The sequence below is a fragment of the Pseudomonas sp. D5(2026) genome, from assembly GCF_057766845.1.
This window is the reverse complement of record NZ_CM173421.1, coordinates 5,077,156-5,097,723: the sequence shown is the minus strand read 5'-3', so window position 1 is coordinate 5,097,723 and position 20,568 is coordinate 5,077,156. Positions and strand designations below refer to the sequence as shown.

Genomic DNA, 20,568 nt, shown 5'->3' with positions numbered 1-20,568 from the left:
ATTGCCACGGTTGTGGCCTAAGCTGGCATCAAGAGTAGCTGTAGGACAATTCGGGTGCAACTAGGTGCAACCTGAATTTTTTGTGTAGAAGGTGCAACTCGTCCGATAGCCATTCCCGCCCCCTGAAAAGGGGCGTTTTTGGTGTGATTTATTCTGAAAAACCGGTTTTTTACTCCCGAAAGGAGCAAAAAATGGGCTTTGTCGGAAAATGCACTGGCAGGTGCAACTTGCAAAAGAAAAATGGTTGCACCTTCTTTGCGTTGTTGCATAGCATTCGCCGCCTGGGTGCAACCGCCATCGCTGCGGTTGTGCATGATAAAAACAAACGCCAGGGCACACGCATGGGCAATCCACTAACGATCACCTTCGTGATCTACATCGCAGCAATGGTGCTGATCGGCTTCGCCGCCTATCGCGCCACCAAAAACCTTTCCGATTACATTCTGGGCGGTCGCAGCCTGGGTAGCGTGGTTACCGCGCTGTCTGCCGGTGCCTCCGACATGAGTGGCTGGCTGCTGATGGGCCTGCCCGGTGCCATCTACTTCGCGGGCCTGTCCGAGGTCTGGATCGCCATCGGCCTGACGGTTGGTGCCTACCTGAACTGGCTGTTCGTGGCTGGCCGGCTGCGCGTGCAGACCGAGCACAACGGTGACGCGCTGACCCTGCCGGACTATTTCTCCAGCCGTTTCGAAGACAATAGCGGCCTGCTGCGTATCATCTCCGCCATCGTCATCCTGGTCTTCTTCACCATCTACTGCGCTTCCGGCATCGTTGCCGGTGCCCGTCTGTTCGAGAGCACCTTCGGCATGTCGTACGAAACCGCGCTGTGGGCTGGTGCAGCGGCGACCATCGCCTACACATTCATCGGTGGTTTCCTGGCTGTGAGCTGGACCGACACCGTGCAGGCCACGCTGATGATCTTCGCGCTCATCCTCACCCCGGTGTTCGTGCTGATCGCCACCGGTGGCTTCGACCAGACCTTCGCCGCTATCGAGGCGGTGAACCCGGCGAACTTCGACATGCTCAAGGGTGCCACCTTCATCGGTATCATCTCGCTGATGGGCTGGGGCCTGGGTTACTTCGGCCAGCCGCATATCCTGGCGCGCTTCATGGCCGCTGATTCGGTGAAGTCGATCGCCAAGGCGCGCCGCATTTCCATGACCTGGATGATCCTGTGCCTGGCGGGTACCTGCGCCGTAGGCTTCTTCGGTATCGCCTACTTCTCGGCCCATCCTGAACTGGCAGGCCCGGTAAGCGAGAACCACGAGCGTGTGTTCATCGAACTGGCCAAGATCCTGTTCAACCCATGGATCGCAGGTGTCCTGCTGTCGGCCATCCTGGCCGCGGTCATGAGTACCCTGAGCTGCCAGCTGCTGGTGTGCTCCAGTGCCTTGACCGAAGACTTCTACAAAGCCTTCCTGCGCAAGAATGCTTCGCAGATCGAGCTGGTGTGGGTCGGCCGTCTGATGGTACTGGCCGTGGCCCTGATTGCCATCACCATGGCTGCCAATCCGGAAAACCGCGTGCTGGGCCTGGTGGCCTATGCCTGGGCCGGCTTTGGTGCTGCCTTCGGTCCGGTGGTGCTGATTTCGGTGCTGTGGAAAGGCATGACCCGTAACGGCGCGCTGGCCGGTATCGTGGTGGGTGCGCTGACGGTGATCCTGTGGAAGAACTTCGACACCCTCGGGTTGTACGAAATCATCCCGGGCTTCCTGTTCGCCAGCATCGCCATTGTTCTGGTGAGCAAGCTGGGTAGCCCTTCGCAGGCGATGGTCAAACGCTTCGAAGCGGCTGACGCGGCGTATCACGCCGACAAGTAACACCCGTTGAATTGGCGGCGCCTGCTTTGCGGGTGCCGCCAATCAGCAGCCAGGCCTGACTCCGCCTGCAAGGCAAGGTAAACTTGCCGCCTTCGCAGGAGTTGCCATGAACTATCGTCACGCCTTCCACGCCGGCAACCACGCCGACGTCCTCAAACACATTGTGTTGACCCGCCTCATCGCCCTGATGTCGCGTAAAGAGCAGCCTTTCGCCTATATCGATACCCACGCAGGGCTCGGCCTGTACGACCTGCAGGGTGACCAGGCAAGCCGCACCGGCGAGTACCTGGAAGGCGTAGCCCGCCTGTGGAATCGCGATGACCTGCCGGCCATGGCCGACGACTACCTGCGCATCATCAAGCGCCTGAATGCCGATGGCGAGCTGCGCTACTACCCGGGTTCGCCGGAACTGGCACGTCGTCTGATGCGCCAGCAGGACCGCGCCCTGCTCAACGAGAAACACCCTGAAGACGGGCCGCTCCTCAAAGAAAACATGAAAAAAGACCCGCGCGTGACCGTGCACCTGGGTGAAGGCTGGCATGTGCCGCGGGCCTTGCTGCCGGTGCAGGAAAAGCGCGCGATCATGCTGATCGACCCGCCGTTCGAGCAGGCCGATGAGCTCAAGCGCTGCACCACTGCCATGAAAGAGGCGATTGGCCGCATGCGCCAGACGGTTGTGGCCATCTGGTACCCGATCAAGGACCAGCGTTCGCTGACCCGCTATTACCAGGACCTGACCAGCACTGGTGCGCCGAAACTGTTGCGGGTTGAGCTGTATGTGCATCACCAGGACAGCCCTCAGGGGCTGAACGGCTCTGGCCTGGCCATCGCCAACCCGCCGTGGGGGCTGGAGGATGAGCTTAAGGAGCTGCTGCCATGGCTGGCCAAAGAGCTGGCACAAACCGCCGGTAGTTACCGCATGGACTGGCTGATCGCCGAGTAAACCTGAGCGGGTTTGCCCGCGAACACCGGCAACGCCGGTGCCATCCACCGCGTGACGGCTTCGCGGGTGAACCCGCTCCCACAAGGGGGCGGTGTGCCTCCAATGTTTGCGTTATAATCCCGCCCTTTAGCCGCCATCCGCCCAAGAGGCCGTTGGCGCATTTCTACCGAATGAAGAGGCTAATCCCTTGGCATTGACGATTCTTGGCCTGTCCGGCGCCCTTAGCCATGACCCTTCCGCGGCCCTGTACATTGACGGCAAGCTGATTGCCGCCGCCGAAGAAGAGCGCTTCGTGCGTGACAAGCATGCGAAGAACCGCATGCCCTACGAGTCGGCGAAGTTCTGCCTGGAACAGGCAGGCATCAAGCCGTCCGACGTCGACGTGGTAGCCATCCCGTTCGCCCCGATCAGCCTGTTCGGCAAGGCGCGGTGGCACTATGCCAAGCGCTATTGGTACGCCCCGGATCGTGCACTCGATGCCATCCTGATGGGCAACCGTCGCTACAAGCGTTATCGCAAGAAGATCGTCTGGTGCCTGGAGCAACTGGGCTTTGACCCGAAAAAGGTCAAGATCGAGCCCGTCGAGCATCACCTGGCCCACGCTTCCAGTGCTTATCACTGCTCGGGCTTCAAGGAAAAAACCGCAATCCTGGGCATCGACGGCAAGGGCGAGTACGCCACTACCTTCTTTGGCTACGGTGAAAACGGCAAGATCCACAAGATCAAGGAATTCTTCGATCCTGACTCGCTGGGTGGCCTGTACGGTGCCATCACCGAGTTCCTGGGCTTCGAAATGCTCGATGGCGAGTTCAAGGTCATGGGCATGGCGCCGTATGGCGACGCAAGCAAGTATGACTTCTCGCGTCTGGCCAGCTTCGAGAACGGCGAGCTGGTCATCAACACCGAGTACGCCAACGTTATCGGCCTGCGCCGCTATAAAGAGAAGGGCAAAGGCTTCTACTTCTCGCCGAAGCTGATCGAATGGCTGGGCCCCAAGCGCGAAGGCGACATCGCCGACGAGCCGTACATCCATTACGCCGCCAGCATGCAGGCGCTGTTCGAGAAACTGGCGCTGCAGATGATCGACCATTACTTGGGCGACACCCTGCGTGAAACCGGCAAGCTGGCCTTCGCTGGCGGCTGTGCGCTGAACGTCAAGCTCAACCAGAAAATCATCGCCCGTCCGGACGTGAAAGAGTTGTTCGTCCAGCCAGCCTCCGGCGACGCCGGGACTGCCGTTGGCGCCGCAGCCTATGTTTCGCACGCCCGTGGCGTTCCGGTCGAGAAGATGGAGCACGTCTACCTCGGCCCGTCGTACTCCAACGAAGACGTGATCGCTGCCTGCGCCCGTCACCCGAACCAGCCAAAGTGGCGCAAACTCGAGAACATGCCGCAGCAGATCGCCCAGATCATGGTCGACGGCAACCCGGTAGCCTGGTTCCAGGGCCGCATGGAGTTCGGGCCGCGTGCCCTCGGTGGCCGATCGATCATCGGCTGCCCGAGCGTGGAAGGCGTGGCTGACCGCATCAACCACCAGATCAAGTTCCGCGAACGCTGGAGACCTTTCTGCCCGTCGATGCTCGACACTGTCGCCCCGCAGATGATCAAGGTCGACCATCCCGCGCCGTTCATGACCTTCACCTTCGAAGTCGCTGAAGAGTGGAAGACCCGCGTGCCGGAAGTGGTGCATGAGGACGGCACTTCGCGTGCCCAGGTGCTCAAGCGCGAGTACAACCCGCGCTACTACGACATGATGAAGGCGCTGGAAGACCTGACTGGCAACGGCGTGTCGCTGAACACCTCGCTGAACCGTCGTGGTGAACCGATGATCTGCTCACCGACCGATGCGTTGAACATGTTCTTCGGCTCGGACTTGCAGTACCTGATCATGGAAGACATTTTGGTTGTGAAGGACGGCGCGGCCCCGTATGACCAGCCGCTCTGAACCGCGCATCCTGCAGTTCTGCCATGGCTATGACGGGCCGTTCCTGGACTGTGCCCGTCAGTACGCCAGCCTGTTTCAGGGGCGTGGGTACCAGGTGACTACGGTGTTCCTCACCGGCGCCGCCGACGCGCAGGTAGCGGCTGGCTGTGCGTCGGAGGAGGTGCTGTTCCTTGAGTTCAGTTCCAAGGACGTGCGTGGTCTGAAACTCGGCGCCATCCGCGCATTGCGGCGCATTGCGGCCGAACGCAATTTCGCTTTCTGCATCGCCCATCGCTTCAAGCCGATCTACGTTGCCCTGCTGGGCACCGGCCTGCCAGTGATTGGTGTGCACCATGCCTTTGGCGACTACCAGCGCAAAGGCCGCCGCCTGTTCGCGAACCTGTTCAGCAAGCGTCTGAGCCTGCTGGGTGTTTCGGACGCGGTACGTGACGATATGCGGCGTTGCTTGCCTCAGTGGCCGGCCGAGCGCATTCAGACCCTGTACAACCGCATCGACATCGACGCCCTGCAAGCAGCCCTGGTGCCGCGCGCTGACGCACGCCAGGCCTTGGGCCTGGATGCTCAGGCGTGGATCGTCGGCAATGTTGGGCGCCTGCACCCGGACAAGGACCAGGCCACCCTGTTGCGCGGTTTTGCCCAGGCACTGCCGGGGCTGCCGGCTGGTGCCCGCCTGGCAATCCTCGGCAAGGGGCGTCTGGAGGCCAAGCTCATGGCGTTGGCCGCCGAGCTTGGCATTGCCGGGCAAGTCGACTTTCTTGGCCAGGTACCGGATGCGCGCCGTTACTTTCAGGCGTTCGACGTGTTCGCTTTGAGTTCGGATCACGAGCCGTTCGGCATGGTCCTGCTTGAAGCGATGGTTGCCGGTGTGCCGGTGCTGGCCACGGCCTGTGGTGGTGCCCGCGAAGTGGTCGAGGGCGTTGGCGTTCTGTTCCCGCTGGGCGACGCCGCGCAGCTGGCCCAGGGCCTGAAGCACATGGCCGTACTGGATGCTGAACAGCGCCAGGTCTGCGCCAGGCACATGCTGCAGCGCCTGCGTGAGCGTTTCTCTGATCAGGCGGTGCGCGAGGCCTTCTGGCAACTCCCGCAGGTGCGCGCGTTGGTGGGGCAGGCCTGATGCTCAATCGTATCCAGGCCTTCCGCGAACGCGGTTGGCAAGCTATCGATGCCAAGGCTTATGGCCAGGCGTGGGCGCGCTTTGGCGGCAGTGTCGCCACCCATCCGCTGGTGGTCGAGCAACTGGCGGACCTGGCACAAATCCCGGTGCGTTACCTGGGCTGGCACCAGGCTGGCGAGCTGAAAGCCGCGATCCCGGTCTGGGGGCGTCACCTGGCGCTGTCCAAGGACGTGCTGAAGCGTGCTGGCAAGAAAGCCCTGTTCGACCTCGGCAACGCCGAGATCATCCTGCCGGCGGCGCCTGATGCCGCTGCGCCGTTGCGCCATACCGTGCGTTACCTGTCCGAACTGAACCTGGGCCGCTTCAACGGCCTCAAGGCGCAGAAGGAGCAGTTGGCCATGGCCCGGGCGCCTGAAGACCTGTCGAAGAAGTTCCGCTACAACCAGCGCCGTGAACTTCGCCTGCTTGAAGAGGCGGGTGGTGTGGTACGTCCGATCAGCGACTTCAGTGCTCAGGAAATCGCCAGCATGTACTGCGACCTGTTCCTGCGCCGCTGGGGCTTCCCTGCCACCGGTGCCGAGCGTATGGCCGATGTGCTGGAGCGCCTGCGTGAGCTGCTGATCGGCTCGGTGTTGCTGCTGGACGGTAAGCCGATTGCCATCCAGTTGGTGTACCGCGTCGAAGCGCCGGAGTGGATCAGCGTCGAGTACATCAATGGCGGCGTCGACCCTGAAACCAAGGCCTTCAGCCCAGGCAGCGTGCTGAGCTTCCTCAATACCCAGGCCGCCTGGGAAGATGCCCGGACGCGCAACAAGCCGCTGCGGTTCTCGTTCGGCCGTGCTGACCGTGAGTACAAGGACCGCTGGTGCAACCCTGTGCCGGTGTATCAAGCGTGAGCCGCAAGCAGCAGTTGCTCAAGCGCCACCGGCGCAACAAACGCCTGGGGCTGCTGGCGGGCCTGGTTGCGCTGGTCGCCCTCGGTGTTTTCAGCTGGTGGTGGCTGCCGCTGCTGTTGTTCCCGCTGCTCTGGGCTGCCCATGAGGCCTGGTTTGCCGACCACCTGTTCTATGCGCCGGGTGAGGACTATGCCTACGACTTCGGCGATCAGGTGCAGCAGGTTCCTGCCAGCCTGCACGATGGCTGGCTCAAGGCTGAGTGCATGCTGCAAGGCGACGAAACCCTGGTGCTTGAACTGCGGCTAAAAAGCAGCTGGTTGGGGCGCTTTCTCGACCCTCGGGTTGAGTTACTGGCTGGCGAGCAGGCCGATCGGCAAGCCTTCGAGCGTGGCGTCGATGGCGTGCGTTTTCTCAACCTGACGGGGCTTGCTGCGCCATTGCAGGCCGGCACGTTGCGCCTGCGCGGCCGGCATTGCAAGTTGCAGGGTCAGTTGCGCCTGTGGATAACCCCTTCAATCGAGCTGCAGCGTCGCCGGGTGATGGTGATCGCGCCACATGCCGACGACGCCGAGTTGGCCGCGTATGGTTTGTACAGCCAGGCCGACGAAAGCTGGGTGGTGACCCTGACCGCCGGTGAGATAGAGGCCGAGCACTATCAGCAGATGGGCCTGGCAAAGGCCGAGGCCGCGCGCCTGAAAGGTCGCCTGCGTGCCTGGGACAGCATTGCCGTGCCGCGTTGGGCCGGTGTGCCGGAGTCGCGTTGCATACAGCTGGGTTACTTCTGCCTGCAGCTGCCTGCCATGCAGGCCGCACCCGATCAGCCGGCCGCCTCACGTGAGGCAGACCTGGCTGATATCCGCGTGTTCCGCCAGTTCAACCCGTTCCCGTTACCGGGCGACCGTGATGGCGCACCCACCTGGCACAACCTGCTGGCCGACCTGCGAGCCTTGCTGGAACTGGCCAGGCCAGAGGTGCTGGTGATGCCGCACCCGCAGCTAGACCCCCACCCGGACCATATCTGCGCTCAGGCGGCGGTGCTGGAAGCCTTGCACGGTATGGCCTGGCAGCCACAAACCTTGCTGTGCTACGCCAACCACCTGCACGATAACGACCGCTGGCCGATGGGCAACAGTGGCGATGGCGTGGCCTTGCCGCCGCAATTGAGCGCCGCCCAGGCCTGGGCACCCTGCAGCCTGGTGCTGGATTGCGCGACCCAGCGCGACAAGGCCATGGCCCTGGGCATGATGCACGACCTGCAGCCCCCGGCACCGTTCAAGCGCCGCCTGCGCCGCGTGCTGCAACGCTGGCTTGCCGGGCGACAGCCATCGCCTTACGGGGAGAACGAATTCTTCCGCAAGGCCGTGCGCCGACACGAACTGTTCTGGCGGCGTGAGCTGTAAGCACGCCCCATGGTTGACCGCGAAGGCGCAGAGCGCCCAAGGAAAGCAATGAAAGTCCTATTTCTGGTACAGAAGGAACAGCGGGCCATTCTTGACCGCCTGTACGATGGCGTCGCGGCCAACTGCGAGTGCGACCTGCGCTGGCTGACCAGCCAGGATCAGCGCAACCTGCGCCGCTACTTCAAGCGAGAGGTGCAAGTCGAGCGCTATGACCGCATCGTGTTCTTCCTGCGTTTCAAGCAGGAGATCCGTCAGGTGGCCTTTATCCGCACGGTGCCGAACCTGGTGATTCTCGAGCACGACGCCTACCAGAACTACATCCCGTGCAAGTACACCGGCAAGTTCAGCGCTCATTACCGCCAGTTGCCATGGGCGCGGGTGATCAGCTCCGGCTATATGGTCAGCGAGCGCCTGCGCCAGGAAGGTTTTGACGCGGTGTTCGTGCCCAAGGGCTATGACGAGCAGTTGCTGGCCGACCAAGGGCGCGAGCGTGACATCGAGCTGGCCTTTGTCGGCAGCGTCAACAGCGTGGCCTATAGCGGCCGCAAGGCACTGCTGGACGAGTTGGGGCAGGTCGAGAACCTGCTGGTAACCCGTACCAAGTCGGGCGAGGACTACTGCAACACGCTCAACCGTATTCGTTTCTTCGTCAGTGCCGATGTCGGCATGGGCGAATACATGATCAAGAACTTCGAAGCCATGGCCTGTGGATGTGTGTTGCTGGCGTACGACCAGGGCGAGGAAGAGAACTGTGCGCTGGGCCTGCAAGACATGCACAACGTGGTGTTCTATGACAACATCCCGACCCTTCAGGAAAAGCTTCGTCACTTGCGCGAGAACCCCGAGCTGGCACGGCAGATTGCAGAAAATGGCCGCCAACTTGCGGTTTCCCGTTTTAGTTTCGGCGCAGTTGGACGTAGCATCGTCGACCACATGCGCCCGGCGCTCAGGCCCCACCCGCCATTGTCTGCATGGCAGCGGCTGCGCCTGAAGCTGGGCATCTAAACAAGAGCTTTCGCGCCCAGGAGCGGGTCGTTGAAGGCCGATAGTCGTAATGCGGAGGGAATCCGGTGCGCTTTTCAAATGAGAGTGACGTCACGCTCGTCGTGACCAGTTGTGGGCGGTTCGATCTGCTCAAAGACACCCTTGAGAGTTTCGATCGCTACAACACCGCGCCCATTCGCGAGGTATTCATCACCGAAGACTCTGGCGACGATGCTGTGCATGCCGCTGTGCCGGAGCACTGGAAGCCGCACTGCAAGGTGTTCGTCAACCGGCCCAAACTTGGTCAGTTGCCGTCTATCGACCTGGCCTACAGCCACGTGAAGACGCCTTACATTTTTCACTGCGAAGACGACTGGCAATTCTACCGCCAAGGCTTTGTCGAAGACTCGCGGGCCATCCTAGATGTCAGTCCCCACCTGCTGCAGGTGTGGTTGCGCAGCCATGCCCACGATCTGGCCATCCACAGCCCGTACATCCACTTGGGCGATCGTCAGGTGATCGCCGGGGTGCCGTGTTATCCGCTGCTGTCCGACAAGGCCGAGTGGCAGGCGTTCTCGCTCAACCCTGGGCTGCGCCGATTGAGCGATTACCAGCGCTGTGCGCCGTTTGCCGCCTATGCTGGAGAAAAGGCGCTTTCCCGTCGCTACGCTGAGTTAAATCTGACGGCGGTCACCTTGGAGGGTGATGCAGTATTGCACACTGGATTCGGCAATCACGTGACCTTGCCCATTGAAGTGGAGCGTAAGGCCAAGCGTCGTCAGCGTGATCGGATGAAGCTGGCGTTGGCGCTGGTTGCGGGGGCCTTGATCGGCATGGGAATCACCTTTTTTGTTCAATGAAGTCACTGTCCCACCTGACTTGAGCGGGAGAGGACCCATGAACATCGTCAATATGATGTGGGCGGGTGGAACGCCCTACATGTCGATTCACAGGGTGCATCGGCAGGTCTTGTCGAACGCGGGTGCCGACGCCCGGATCAGTAATTGGCTGCTGCTGGGGAGCGGGCTCTGCTGTGGGCTCGGTTCGACCCGGGAATGGCATATGCCCTCACGTGCGCTCAAAGGGCGGCACTTGTGGCGCTTGCTGCGCCCATGGCTGCGCATGCGGTTGCGCAAGGCACTGGCCGAGGCCGGGGCAGAAATCGTGCTGCTCGATGGTATTGGCGTCGCTCGGTTGGTGCTGCCGTTGTTGCAGCGTATTCCCCACGTACGTGCCAAGGTACTGTTCCATGGCACGACGCGTCTGAATGCCAGCGATATCCGCTTGTTGCAGATGTTTCCGTCCGAGCGGCTGAGTATTGCGGCGGTATCACGGACGTTGGCCGAGTCGCTGGAGTGTGATCTGGGTAGGCCGGTGCAGACACTGCGCATGGCGCTTGACCCGCGTGCATTCGTCGAGCCTTTGCTGAGCCGTGATCAGGCCAGGCAGGCGCTGCGGTTGCCCCACGGCGCCGGAGTGATGTTGGGTGCGGTAGGGCGGTTGGTAGAGAGTAAAGGTTTCGAGATGCTGATCGAAGCATTCGCCAGGGCCAGTGCACGGCAGCCGGACCTGCAACTGGCGATCATTGGCGAGGGGCCGCAGCATGCCATGTTGCAGCAGCGTATCAACGCGCTGGGCCTGGCTGGGCGCGTTCATCTGCGCGGTCACCGCGAAGACCTGCAGCAGCTGTATCGGGCATTCGACTGGCTATTGGTGCCTTCGCGTTCCGAAGGCCTGGGGCTGGTGGTGCAAGAAGCGGTGATGGCCGATGTACCGGTGGTGTGCAGCGACCTGCAGGTGTTCCGCGAGCAGTTGCACGATACGGGTGGCTACCTGCCGGTTGCCGACGAAAGCGCCTGGGCTGAGGCGATCGAGCGCTGTGCGGTGCTCAGTGCATCGACGATCGCCGCGAAGCAGCGCCAGGCACTGGCGCCGGAGCAGGCCTGGCAGGCATTCTGCAGCGGCTCGCAGAGCCTGTTGCGCAGTTGACGCTCAGCGTGTCAGCAAGGCTGCCTCGAAGGCGGCAAGGGGGAACCGGTCGCCCAGGTTCTCCCGCTCGATATAGCGCACCATGTGCTGCACATTGCGTCGAATCATGCGAGCCGACAGCGGCGGGCGTAGAAAACGCATGTCGGCCACGTCGATCAAGCCCAGACGCTGGTCGGGGGTGACCACCACATTGCCCAGGTGCAGCGAACGGAAGTAAACGCCGCTGCGGTGCAACTGGCGGATCAGTTCGATCAGGCGTGGCAGGTAAATGTCCCAGCTGAATCCGTCGTCGCGCGACATCTGCAGCAGTGTCCGCCCAGGTAGCGGGCGATACAGCACCGCAGTGCGGCCCGGCAGGTCGAGTTTGTGCTGGCTGATCACTTCGAGGGTGGGGATGCCCAGTTGCGTCAGGCGCGCGGCGTTATCGACGAAGCGCTGCGAGTAAGGGCGTAGCAGTGCAGATGAAATCAGCCGCTTCCTACGAAAAACCTTGAGGAAATTTCCATCTGTGAGCAGGTAGACTTTGGCGCCATGGCTGTCTGCCTCAAGCACCTGTGCGCCAAGTGTCAGCTGATCGAAGTCGACCTGGGTGAGCCGGGAGCATTGCATGAATAGGGCCTTGTCGTCTGGCGAGCAAAATGACCGGCAATAATGCCGAAAATAATGTTGTAGCACCATGGATGGTGTTTTTGATTCATCGGGGGAAAGGATGTTGTATCAAAAAAACTGGGCACGAGCCTGGTTAGGATTGGGTCTGGTCTGGTTCCTGGCGGCGATTGCCCTGGCACCCAGCAACAAGGTTTATCAGCAAGGTCTGGTGTTGTTCTTGTGGCTGCCAACGCTGGTATTGGCCTGGTCGGCCCGAGGTGTGCTGGTGCAAGCCTGGGGGCGGCAACCGGCGCTGTGGGGGAGTGTGCTGCTGCTGCTGGCCTGGAGCGGTCTGAGCCTGGCCTGGTCGCCCGCCGAGGAGCCCGGGCGCGAGCTCAAGCGCTTGCTCTACATCCTGGTGTTCCTGCTGGCGTTTCCGCTGTTGGCCCAGCTTGGCCAGGCCCGCATTCGTCAGCTATTGCTGCTTGGCAGCGCGTTGCTGGCCCTCGCTGCGTTGGTCTCCATCCTCAAGTTCTATGGGGTGCAGCATAAGCCTTTGCTGGTCAGGCTGGCGGGTATTGGCGAGATATCCCACCCCATCCTGGGGGCTTATGTCATTGGTTCGGCCTTGCTCTTGATGCTCTACGAGCCACCTCGGCACTGTGGCTTGCAGTTGTTGTGGCTGGCGGCACTGGCTTGCCTGGGTGCCTTCGCCATTTTCAGCCAGAGCCGTGGCGCGATTCTGGCACTGGTGATTACCGTGGTAATGGCGCCGCTGTGGTTCCGTGACCGCCACAGCCGGGTGTTTTCTGTTCTGGCATTGCTTGCCACCGGCCTGGCCTTTTTGGCCGTGTACGACCTTATCGCCCGCCGGGGTTCATCCTATCGGCCGGAAATTTTCCATGCTGTGGTCGAGATGATTGCCGCGCACCCTTGGACTGGTCTTGGCCTGGGGGCTCATTACGAAGTGAGCGCCGTCGGCAGGCACTTTGATCATTCCCACAACATGTTCACCCATGTTGCCGTTGAAATGGGCTTGCCCGGCATGTTGCTGTGGGTAATGGTATGGCTGCTTACGCTGGGCGAAATCGTGCGCGCCCGCGGCACCCTGTTCGGCAAGGTCCTGCTGGGGTTCTGGGTATACTCGACCCTGGCCATGCAGTTCGATGCCGCCAGCCTCACCGGTACGCCACGTGCCGAATGGTTCATCAGCTGGCTGCCGGTGGGCCTTGCCATGTTGCTGCCATGGGGGCGTGCCGAAAATGACGCCTGTGGTAAAATTGCCGGTTCAACCTGAACAGCGAGCTCGATAATGGCCGAAACACCGCGACCAGCGGAGCACACCTCCAGCCTGAAGATCTACTTCCGGCTGTTGAGCTATGTGAAACCCTATGTCGGCATTTTCCTGCTGAGCATTGTCGGTTTCGTGATCTTTGCCTCGACCCAGCCAATGCTGGCCGGCATTCTCAAGTACTTCGTCGATGGGCTGAGCAACCCCGAAGCGGTATTGTTCCCCAACGTACCCTACCTGCGTGACCTGCAATTGCTGCAGGCGGTGCCGCTGCTGATCATCCTGATCGCTGCGTGGCAGGGCCTTGGCTCGTTCCTCGGCAACTACTTCCTGGCGAAGGTCTCTCTGAGCCTGGTGCATGACCTGCGAGTGGCTTTGTTCAACAAGCTGCTGGTGTTGCCCAACCGCTACTTCGACAACCACAACTCCGGGCACCTGATTTCGCGCATTACCTTCAATGTGACCATGGTCACCGGCGCTGCTACCGACGCCATCAAGGTGGTGATCCGCGAAGGCCTGACCGTGGTGTTCCTGTTTGCCTATCTGCTCTGGATGAACTGGCACCTGACCTTGGTGATGGTCGCCATCTTGCCGGTGATCGCGGTTATGGTCAGCATCGCCAGCAAGAAATTCCGCAAGCAGAGCAAGAAGATCCAGGTAGCCATGGGCGACGTCACCCACGTTGCCTCGGAAACCATCCAGGGGTACCGCGTGGTCCGTAGCTTCGGTGGCGAGGCCTATGAGGAGCGGCGATTCGACCAGGCCAGCCAGAGCAACACCGACAAGCAACTGCGCATGACCAAGACCGGCGCGCTGTACACACCGATGCTTCAGCTGGTGATCTACAGCGCCATGGCTGCGCTGATGTTCCTGGTACTGTTCCTGCGCGGGGATTCTACTGCCGGTGACCTGGTGGCCTATATCACCGCTGCCGGCCTGCTGCCCAAGCCTATTCGCCAGTTGTCGGAAGTCAGCTCGACCATCCAGAAGGGCCTGGCAGGTGCCGAGAGCATCTTCGAGCAACTGGACGAAGCACCCGAAGTGGACACCGGTACTGTCGAGAAGGAACGCGTGGAAGGGCGCCTGGAAGTGCGTAACCTGAGCTTCACTTACCCGGGTACCGAGCGTGAAGTGCTGAGCGACATCAGTTTTGTAGCCGAGCCCGGGCAGATGATCGCCCTGGTCGGCCGCTCCGGCAGTGGCAAGTCTACCCTGGCGGCCCTGATCCCGCGTTTCTATCACCACGACAAGGGGCAGATCCTGCTCGATGGTGTGGAGATCGAGAACTATCGCCTGCGCAACCTGCGCCGCCATGTTTCGCAAGTCACCCAGCATGTCACCCTTTTCAACGACACCGTGGCCAACAACATCGCCTATGGTGATCTGGCTGGCGCGCCGCGCGCAGACATTGAGGCCGCCGCGGCCGATGCCTATGCCAAGGAATTCGTCGACCGGCTGCCAAAGGGCTTCGATACTGAAGTGGGTGAGAACGGTGTACTGCTTTCTGGTGGACAGCGCCAGCGCCTGGCTATTGCCCGTGCGCTGCTTAAAAACGCGCCGTTGCTGATCCTCGACGAAGCCACTTCGGCGTTGGATACCGAGTCCGAGCGGCATATCCAGGCCGCTCTGGACCACGTGATGCAGGGCCGCACCACGCTGGTGATTGCTCATCGCCTGTCGACCATCGAGAAGGCCGACCAGATCCTGGTCATGGACCAGGGCCGCCTGGTCGAGCGCGGTACGCACGCCGAGCTGCTTGCGGCTAATGGCCATTATGCCCGCCTGCATGCCATGGGGCTGGATGAGCCGGCCAAGGCCGATATCACCTGAACCCTCCTTGATCGGGGCCGTCATGGCCCCGATTGTCACGGGAATTTTCCAGGGATGATCTGGCCATAAAGCCATTGACTACCCTGTGCTAATATCCTGCCCCTGTTCATTATTTCCATATGGGTTGCCCATGAAGTTGTCCATGCCGCGTTTCGATCAAGCCCCGGTACTGGTGGTCGGCGATGTCATGCTCGACCGCTACTGGCATGGCGGTACTTCGCGTATTTCGCCCGAAGCGCCAGTCCCGGTGGTCAAGGTCGATCAGATCGAGGATCGCCCCGGCGGTGCGGCCAACGTTGCCTTGAACATTGCTGCGCTGGGCGCGCCGGCTTCGCTGATCGGTGTTACCGGCCAGGATGAAGCTGCCGACAGCCTGGCCAACAGTCTGCAGGCTGCCGGTGTCCGTTCGGTATTCCAGCGCATCGCGCATCAGCCGACTATCGTCAAGCTGCGGGTCATGAGCCGTCACCAGCAGCTGCTGCGTATCGATTTCGAAGAGCCGTTCGCCACCGACCCGCTGTCGCTGGGCGCGGAGGTCGATGGCCTGCTCGAAGGCGTCAAGGTGCTGGTGCTGTCCGACTACGGCAAAGGTGCATTGAAGAATCACCAAGACCTGATCCAGGCGGCGCGCGCCAAGCGTATTCCGGTGCTGGCCGACCCCAAGGGCAAGGACTTTTCCATCTACCGTGGCGCCAGCCTGATTACCCCGAACCTCAGCGAATTCGAGACCATTGTCGGCCGTTGCGTCGATGAAGCCGAACTGGTCGCCAAGGGCTTGCAGCTGCTGCAGGACCTGGACCTGGGTGCCTTGCTGGTCACCCGCGGTGAGCATGGCATGACCCTGCTGCGCGTTGGTCAGCCGGCGTTGCACCTGCCAGCACGGGCACGCGAAGTGTTCGATGTGACCGGTGCCGGCGATACCGTCATCTCCACCCTTGCCGCGGCCATTGCCGCAGGTGAGGACCTGCCCCATGCGGTGGCCCTGGCCAATCTGGCGGCGGGCATCGTGGTCGGCAAGCTGGGTACGGCTGCCATCAGCGCCCCTGAACTGCGCCGGGCCATCCAGCGTGAGGAAGGCTCCGAGCGCGGCGTGCTGGGCCTGGAGCAATTGCTGCTGGCCATCGATGACGCGCGGGCGCACAACGAGAAGATTGTCTTTACCAATGGCTGCTTCGACATCCTGCATGCCGGGCATGTCACCTACCTGGAGCAGGCGCGGGCTCAGGGTGATCGCCTGATCGTTGCGGTAAATGACGATGCCTCGGTAAGCCGCCTGAAGGGGCCGGGCCGGCCGATCAACAGTGTTGACCGGCGTATGGCCGTACTGGCCGGTCTGGGCGCAGTGGACTGGGTGATCAGTTTCCCGGAAGGCACCCCGGAAAACCTGCTGAGCCAGGTCAAGCCGGATGTGCTGGTGAAGGGTGGCGACTATGGCATCGACCAGGTGGTGGGCGCTGATATCGTCAAGGGCTATGGCGGCACCGTGAAGGTGCTGGGGCTGGTCGAGAACAGCTCGACCACGGCGATTGTCGAGAAAATTCGCAAGAACTGATCTGGCCTTGGGGTCGCTGTGGCGGCCCTCTGCAGGGGCGGGTTTACCCGCGCCTGCAAGAAGGTGAAAGCTCCCGGGATGTCACTTGTGCAGCGAAGTTCGCGCCCGCTCCAGCAGCGCTCGTGCCTTGTCGCCAAACCGTTGCAAGTGCGACGCCCGTTCAGGCGTGCGTTCCACCAAACCCTGCTGCTTCACCCAATCCTTCCAGCGTATCCGTTCATCTGCCACCACCCAGCCTTCCTGCCGGGCAAAACTCTCTGCCAGGTACAACCCACGCGTACTCGCTGGCACCAGTTCATCCTTTTTCAGCGTATACAGCTCTGCCAGTGGCTGGCCGTCCTTCAATGGCATCAGGTACAGGTCGGGCCGTTTGCGGTTGAGCCGCGCCACCAACTGGTCGCCCTCCAGCCGTTCGTCAACGTGGAACAAGCTGAGTTTCTTGGCGTCCCGGGGCACTTGCAGGCGCATGTCATAGATCAGCTGTAGCGAAGCGGTGGGCAGGTGCACATAGGCCCGTGGGCGCTCCAGTAGCATCAGCTTGCCGCAATGCACCGGGCGTGCGGCACCGGACTGTGGCGCCAGCACGAAGTGGGGTGTTTCGCGGTAGTGCAGGGCGGCGGCGTAGGGTACGGGCAGCCAGGTGTCGTTGAAGCGCCCGCCCAGCCAACCTTCCGGGGTTTCCAGCAGGCACTCCTCGGCCACTTCCTGTACAGCGGTGTGCAGCGGCAGGTTCAGCTCCTGCGCCGGCACATAACCGGAAATCAGTTTCAGCACCACATCGCCACGGTCTTGTCGGCGCTGACGCACCAGTACCCAGTAATCGCGGTTCTGCCAATGCAGCGTGAGGCGCACTGACACGCCCAGATTGGCCAGTTCGACCACGAAATGTTGCGCGTCGGGTAACTGGATGGCCTTGCGCCGTTGCTGGGTCTGGGCAAAGTTCAGCGGCATGCCGATGCTTTGGTAGATCAAGCCTTCGGGCGTGGCCTCGACATGCAGTGGCAGTGTCTTGAAGTTGCTCGGGTTCTTGCGGATCAACGTTCGCGCCACGAGGCTCCTCCTTGCGTCGGGTCAGTCTCCAGGCCCTGAGTCGTAGGCCTGAGGTAACTCAATGCTGGCCCAGGATGCGGGCGACGGTGGCCACATTGTGGGCCAGGTGCAACGGGTTGATGGTGCCGACAATAGCACTGCTGACGCCCGGGTGGGCGAACAGCAGCTCGAAGCTGGCCTGCACCGGGTCGACGCCCGGGGCCAGGCAGATGTGCCCGCTCGCCAAGGCCTTCTTTACCAGGATGGCCTTGCCGTGTTCGGCAGCGTAGTCCAGCACCGGGCGTTCTGCCTGTTCGTTGAGGTTGTAGGTGACCATGGCGCAGTCGCCTTGCTCCAGCGCTTTCAGGCCGCCGGCGACGGTCTTGCCGGACAGCCCGAAACCGAGGATCTTGCCCTCCTGCTTGAGTTCGGCCAAGGTCTGGTAGACCTCCTGCTGTTCTAGAATGGCCAGGTCGTTGCCATCGGAATGCACCAGCACCAGTTCGATGCGGTCGGTTTCGAGCCGGCGCAGGCTGCGCTCCACCGAGCGGCGAGTGTGGGCGGCGCTGAAATCGAAATGCGACAGGCCTTCCTCGAACTCTTCACCGACCTTGCTGACGATTACCCATTCATCACGTTGGCCGCGCAGCAGCGGGCCCAGGCGTTCTTCGCTGTGGCCATAGGCCGGGGCGGTGTCGATCAGGTTGATGCCAAGCTCGCGGGCCTGAGCCAGTAACAGGCGGGCGTCTTCATCGCCGGGGATAGTGAAGCCCGTGGGGTACTTCACGCCCTGATCGCGACCCAGCTTGACCGTGCCGAGGCCCAGTGGCGAGACCTTGAGGCCGGTGCTGCCCAGCGGGCGATGGAATTTGTGCAGGGTTGGCAGGCTCATGGCAGCAGTTGCTCCCAGGCCGGTACGCCCAGCGGAGGGCGTGGCAGGTCGGTCAGGTCGGCCTGTGCTTGTGGACGAATGCCGTCGCGCTCCAGGTGGCTGATCACCCGGTCGCTGAAGTCCGGTGCCAGTGCCAGCTTGGTCGGCCAGCCGACCAGCAGGCGCTGCTGGTCGGCAAGGAAGGCGTTGTCCGGGCGTACTAGGCCGGATTGTGCCGGCTCAGCGCGGTCGACGCGCAGTGTGGCCCAGCGCACCAGGCTCTGGTCGACCCATGGCAGCAGGCTGGCGATTTCCTTCTGCGCTGCAGCAATCTGCGCTGCAGGCTCGCGCGCCACGCCATCGGCTTCGGCCAGGTCCCCACCGAGGTACCAGACCCACTGGCCATCGGCTGCCGGATGGGTGGTCACCGTCACCCGAGGCTTGGGCCCGCCGCCGAGGCAGTGGGCGTACAAAGGTTTGAGGTTCGGGCCCTTGGCCATGACCATGTGCAGCGGGCGGGTTTGCATGGCCGGCTGATCCAGGCCCAGCGCCTGCAGCAAGCCTTCGGTGCCGGCTCCGGCGCTCAATACGATGCGCTGGGCACGGATTTCCCGGTCGTCCACGCGCAGGCCAACCAACGCATCACCTTCACGCATGGGTTCGATGCGTTCACCTGCCAGCAAGGACTCGCCGGCCAGCTCGGCCAGATTGGCCAGCAGGCTCGGGACATCGATCACCAGTTCCGCCAGGCGATACACCTTGCCCTTGAACGCGCGGTCCTGCAGTGCCGGTGGCAACTGGTCACCCTTGACCTGGTCGACCCGGCCGCGCACGGCCTTGCTGGCGAAGAAGCTTGTGAGGTTGCCGGCCAAGGTGCCCGGCGACCACAGGTAGTGGGCATCGGAGAGCAGGCGGGTACGCCCGAGGTCGAGTTCGCCGTTGCCGGCCAAGGCCTCGCGCCAGCGGCGCGGCATGTCGGCGATGGCTTCCGAGGCGCCGGTCAGGGCGCCGTGCAGGGCGTATTTGGTGCCGCCGTGGATGATGCCCTGCGACTTGATGGTCTGCTCGCCGCCAAGGCTGGCGCGCTCCACCAGCACTGTCGAGTAGCCCAGGCGGCGCAGGCGGGCATTGAGCCAAAGGCCTGCGACCCCGGCGCCGACGATCAGCACGTCAGTGGAAATGGCAGATGGCATGGCGATACCTCGAAGACTGGGACAGCTGGCAAGTATACAGGGTCAGGCACACGGGGGATCGTGTGAGGGCTAACAGAGGCTCGCCTTGAGGTTTTTCGCGCTTGTTAGATCGAGCGCCGCCCGCGCGGCGCATCGCGAGCTGCGCTCGCTCCTACGTTTGTTTCGGGCCAATTATTTCTGGGGGATTTGCGCGCGGGCGCTTTGGGGCATGTCGCGATATTGCGCCGAACAAACAAAACGGCCGCGCGCGCCTGTCACGGGCGTTACTGGCCCGAAACAGACGTAGGAGCGAGCGCAGCTCGCGATGCGCCGCGCGGGCGGCGCTCGATTTCAGCAACGGCATAACATCCACGGCAAACATGCCCGGCCATTGCGCAACCTCATGCCATGCGGTGTGGCGTGCCATGCGCCATGGCTTTAAGGGTATGGCGTTAGAGGTGCGTCGTCTTGGAGACCGAGCGCCGCCCGCGCGGCGCATCGCGAGCTGCGCTCGCTCCTACGTTTGTTTCGGGCCAATTATTTCTGGGGGATTTGCGCGCGGGCGCTTTGGGGCATGTCGCGATATTGCGCCGAACAAACAAAACGGCCGCGCGCGCCTGTCACGGGCGTTACTGGCCCGAAACAGACGTAGGAGCGAGCGCAGCTCGCGATGCGCCGCGCGGGCGGCGCTCGATCTACCCGACACCCCAAAAATCAAGTCAAGCACCAGGCAGCCCTGGCACGACCTCCAGCCAGACGCAGGGCAAACATCAATGCCCAGCCGTCTTCGAAAACAGCTGAATCACCACCACGCCACCCACGATCATGGCCATGCCAAGCATCGCCGGCATATCCAGCTTCTGCCCATAGATCACCAGCGCCGCCACACTGATCAGCACAATCCCCAGGCCCGACCAGATGGCGTAGGCAATCCCCACCGGAATGCTGCGTACCACCAGCGTCAGCATCCAGAACGCAATGCCATAGCCAACCACCATCAGCAGCAGTGGCAACGGCGTGCTCAGGCCTTTCACCGCCTTCATCGAGGCGGTGGCGATGACTTCGGCGCAGATGGCAATGGCGAGGTAGGTATAGGCATTCATGGCGGGATCCTCCGTTACTGAGCGGGCATTCTAGACGTTGC

18 protein-coding genes are annotated in these 20,568 nt (G+C 62.2%); 12 read left to right on the top strand and 6 right to left on the bottom strand.

What is annotated here, in order from left to right; all coding sequences use genetic code 11:
- Positions 1–17 precede the first annotated feature (17 nt).
- On the bottom strand, positions 18–314 hold the full coding sequence (locus AC3B5Q_RS23550) for a hypothetical protein (protein ID WP_152546615.1): 297 nt from the start codon (positions 312–314) through the stop codon (positions 18–20).
- 27 nt (positions 315–341) lie between these two features.
- Here AC3B5Q_RS23550 and putP point away from each other — a divergent pair, with 27 nt between their 5' ends.
- The 9 genes from putP to AC3B5Q_RS23505 all read left to right on the top strand — a co-directional run bounded on the left by putP (position 342) and on the right by AC3B5Q_RS23505 (position 11,091).
- On the top strand, positions 342–1,820 hold the full coding sequence (gene putP / locus AC3B5Q_RS23545; RefSeq protein WP_028697041.1) for a sodium/proline symporter PutP: 1,479 nt from the start codon (positions 342–344) through the stop codon (positions 1,818–1,820).
- A gap of 106 nt (positions 1,821–1,926) precedes the next feature.
- Entirely contained in the window at positions 1,927–2,763 is an 837-nt protein-coding gene (locus tag AC3B5Q_RS23540) for a 23S rRNA (adenine(2030)-N(6))-methyltransferase RlmJ (protein ID WP_003249430.1), read from the top strand.
- Positions 2,764–2,950: 187 nt separating this feature from the next.
- On the top strand, positions 2,951–4,708 hold the full coding sequence (locus AC3B5Q_RS23535; RefSeq protein WP_003249431.1) for a carbamoyltransferase family protein: 1,758 nt from the start codon (positions 2,951–2,953) through the stop codon (positions 4,706–4,708).
- Positions 4,692–5,822 (top strand): glycosyltransferase, encoded by a 1,131-nt coding sequence (locus AC3B5Q_RS23530; RefSeq protein ID WP_330508600.1) that lies wholly within the window; start codon positions 4,692–4,694, stop codon positions 5,820–5,822. The genes AC3B5Q_RS23535 and AC3B5Q_RS23530 overlap by 17 nt, the downstream gene beginning before the upstream one ends.
- Positions 5,822–6,718 carry an antimicrobial resistance protein Mig-14 gene (locus tag AC3B5Q_RS23525; protein ID WP_021783842.1) on the top strand — a complete coding sequence of 299 codons (897 nt, stop codon included), beginning with the start codon at positions 5,822–5,824 and terminating at the stop codon, positions 6,716–6,718. Before AC3B5Q_RS23530 ends, AC3B5Q_RS23525 begins: the two co-directional genes overlap by 1 nt.
- A complete protein-coding gene (locus AC3B5Q_RS23520; RefSeq protein WP_028697039.1) occupies positions 6,715–8,118 on the top strand; it encodes a PIG-L deacetylase family protein in 1,404 nt (467 codons plus the stop codon). The genes AC3B5Q_RS23525 and AC3B5Q_RS23520 overlap by 4 nt, the downstream gene beginning before the upstream one ends.
- Positions 8,119–8,166: 48 nt before the next feature.
- The gene (locus AC3B5Q_RS23515; RefSeq protein WP_021783840.1) at positions 8,167–9,123 is read left to right on the top strand and encodes a glycosyltransferase family protein; all 957 of its coding nucleotides are present in this window, start codon (positions 8,167–8,169) and stop codon (positions 9,121–9,123) included.
- A 65-nt stretch (positions 9,124–9,188) separates the two neighbouring features.
- Positions 9,189–9,962, top strand: a complete 774-nt coding sequence (locus AC3B5Q_RS23510) for a glycosyltransferase family 2 protein (RefSeq protein ID WP_021783839.1) — start codon at positions 9,189–9,191, stop codon at positions 9,960–9,962.
- Positions 9,963–9,999: 37 nt separating this feature from the next.
- On the top strand, positions 10,000–11,091 hold the full coding sequence (locus tag AC3B5Q_RS23505; protein ID WP_103469622.1) for a glycosyltransferase: 1,092 nt from the start codon (positions 10,000–10,002) through the stop codon (positions 11,089–11,091).
- A 3-nt stretch (positions 11,092–11,094) separates the two neighbouring features.
- On the opposite strand, the gene AC3B5Q_RS23500 is transcribed toward AC3B5Q_RS23505, so the two are convergent.
- On the bottom strand, positions 11,095–11,700 hold the full coding sequence (locus tag AC3B5Q_RS23500; RefSeq protein WP_021783837.1) for a hypothetical protein: 606 nt from the start codon (positions 11,698–11,700) through the stop codon (positions 11,095–11,097).
- A gap of 100 nt (positions 11,701–11,800) precedes the next feature.
- Between AC3B5Q_RS23500 and AC3B5Q_RS23495 the strand changes: the two genes are divergently transcribed.
- The 3 genes from AC3B5Q_RS23495 to hldE all read left to right on the top strand — a co-directional run bounded on the left by AC3B5Q_RS23495 (position 11,801) and on the right by hldE (position 16,352).
- Complete coding sequence (locus tag AC3B5Q_RS23495) at positions 11,801–12,976, top strand: O-antigen ligase family protein (RefSeq protein WP_488392759.1); 1,176 nt, start codon at positions 11,801–11,803, stop codon at positions 12,974–12,976.
- Positions 12,977–12,991: 15 nt separating this feature from the next.
- Positions 12,992–14,800, top strand: a complete 1,809-nt coding sequence (gene msbA, locus AC3B5Q_RS23490; protein WP_084850259.1) for a lipid A export permease/ATP-binding protein MsbA — start codon at positions 12,992–12,994, stop codon at positions 14,798–14,800.
- Between the two features lie 130 nt (positions 14,801–14,930).
- Positions 14,931–16,352 (top strand): bifunctional D-glycero-beta-D-manno-heptose-7-phosphate kinase/D-glycero-beta-D-manno-heptose 1-phosphate adenylyltransferase HldE, encoded by a 1,422-nt coding sequence (gene hldE, locus AC3B5Q_RS23485; protein WP_021783834.1) that lies wholly within the window; start codon positions 14,931–14,933, stop codon positions 16,350–16,352.
- 81 nt (positions 16,353–16,433) lie between these two features.
- Here the strand turns inward: hldE and AC3B5Q_RS23480 are convergent, their stop codons facing one another.
- The 4 genes from AC3B5Q_RS23480 to AC3B5Q_RS23465 all read right to left on the bottom strand — a co-directional run bounded on the left by AC3B5Q_RS23480 (position 16,434) and on the right by AC3B5Q_RS23465 (position 20,527).
- Entirely contained in the window at positions 16,434–17,402 is a 969-nt protein-coding gene (locus AC3B5Q_RS23480; RefSeq protein ID WP_021783833.1) for a hypothetical protein, read from the bottom strand.
- A 58-nt stretch (positions 17,403–17,460) separates the two neighbouring features.
- The gene (locus AC3B5Q_RS23475; RefSeq protein WP_021783832.1) at positions 17,461–18,273 is read right to left on the bottom strand and encodes an aldo/keto reductase; all 813 of its coding nucleotides are present in this window, start codon (positions 18,271–18,273) and stop codon (positions 17,461–17,463) included.
- On the bottom strand, positions 18,270–19,445 hold the full coding sequence (locus tag AC3B5Q_RS23470; protein WP_021783831.1) for an NAD(P)/FAD-dependent oxidoreductase: 1,176 nt from the start codon (positions 19,443–19,445) through the stop codon (positions 18,270–18,272). Before AC3B5Q_RS23470 ends, AC3B5Q_RS23475 begins: the two co-directional genes overlap by 4 nt.
- 749 nt (positions 19,446–20,194) lie before the next feature.
- Complete coding sequence (locus AC3B5Q_RS23465) at positions 20,195–20,527, bottom strand: DMT family transporter (RefSeq protein WP_004577390.1); 333 nt, start codon at positions 20,525–20,527, stop codon at positions 20,195–20,197.
- Between the last annotated feature and the right edge of the window lie 41 nt (positions 20,528–20,568).

What these genes read in the sequence shown, in the direction of transcription:
- AC3B5Q_RS23550 (WP_152546615.1), bottom strand. Translation starts at nt 314, where the DNA reads ATGCACAACCGCAGCGATGGCGGTTGCACCCAGGCGGCGAATGCTATG.
- putP (WP_028697041.1), top strand. Translation starts at nt 342, where the DNA reads ATGGGCAATCCACTAACGATCACCTTCGTGATCTACATCGCAGCAATG.
- AC3B5Q_RS23540 (WP_003249430.1), top strand. Translation starts at nt 1,927, where the DNA reads ATGAACTATCGTCACGCCTTCCACGCCGGCAACCACGCCGACGTCCTC.
- AC3B5Q_RS23530 (WP_330508600.1), top strand. Translation starts at nt 4,692, where the DNA reads ATGACCAGCCGCTCTGAACCGCGCATCCTGCAGTTCTGCCATGGCTAT.
- AC3B5Q_RS23525 (WP_021783842.1), top strand. Translation starts at nt 5,822, where the DNA reads ATGCTCAATCGTATCCAGGCCTTCCGCGAACGCGGTTGGCAAGCTATC.
- AC3B5Q_RS23515 (WP_021783840.1), top strand. Translation starts at nt 8,167, where the DNA reads ATGAAAGTCCTATTTCTGGTACAGAAGGAACAGCGGGCCATTCTTGAC.
- AC3B5Q_RS23505 (WP_103469622.1), top strand. Translation starts at nt 10,000, where the DNA reads ATGAACATCGTCAATATGATGTGGGCGGGTGGAACGCCCTACATGTCG.
- AC3B5Q_RS23500 (WP_021783837.1), bottom strand. Translation starts at nt 11,700, where the DNA reads ATGCAATGCTCCCGGCTCACCCAGGTCGACTTCGATCAGCTGACACTT.
- AC3B5Q_RS23495 (WP_488392759.1), top strand. Translation starts at nt 11,801, where the DNA reads ATGTTGTATCAAAAAAACTGGGCACGAGCCTGGTTAGGATTGGGTCTG.
- msbA (WP_084850259.1), top strand. Translation starts at nt 12,992, where the DNA reads ATGGCCGAAACACCGCGACCAGCGGAGCACACCTCCAGCCTGAAGATC.
- hldE (WP_021783834.1), top strand. Translation starts at nt 14,931, where the DNA reads ATGAAGTTGTCCATGCCGCGTTTCGATCAAGCCCCGGTACTGGTGGTC.
- AC3B5Q_RS23475 (WP_021783832.1), bottom strand. Translation starts at nt 18,273, where the DNA reads ATGAGCCTGCCAACCCTGCACAAATTCCATCGCCCGCTGGGCAGCACC.
- AC3B5Q_RS23470 (WP_021783831.1), bottom strand. Translation starts at nt 19,445, where the DNA reads ATGCCATCTGCCATTTCCACTGACGTGCTGATCGTCGGCGCCGGGGTC.
- AC3B5Q_RS23465 (WP_004577390.1), bottom strand. Translation starts at nt 20,527, where the DNA reads ATGAATGCCTATACCTACCTCGCCATTGCCATCTGCGCCGAAGTCATC.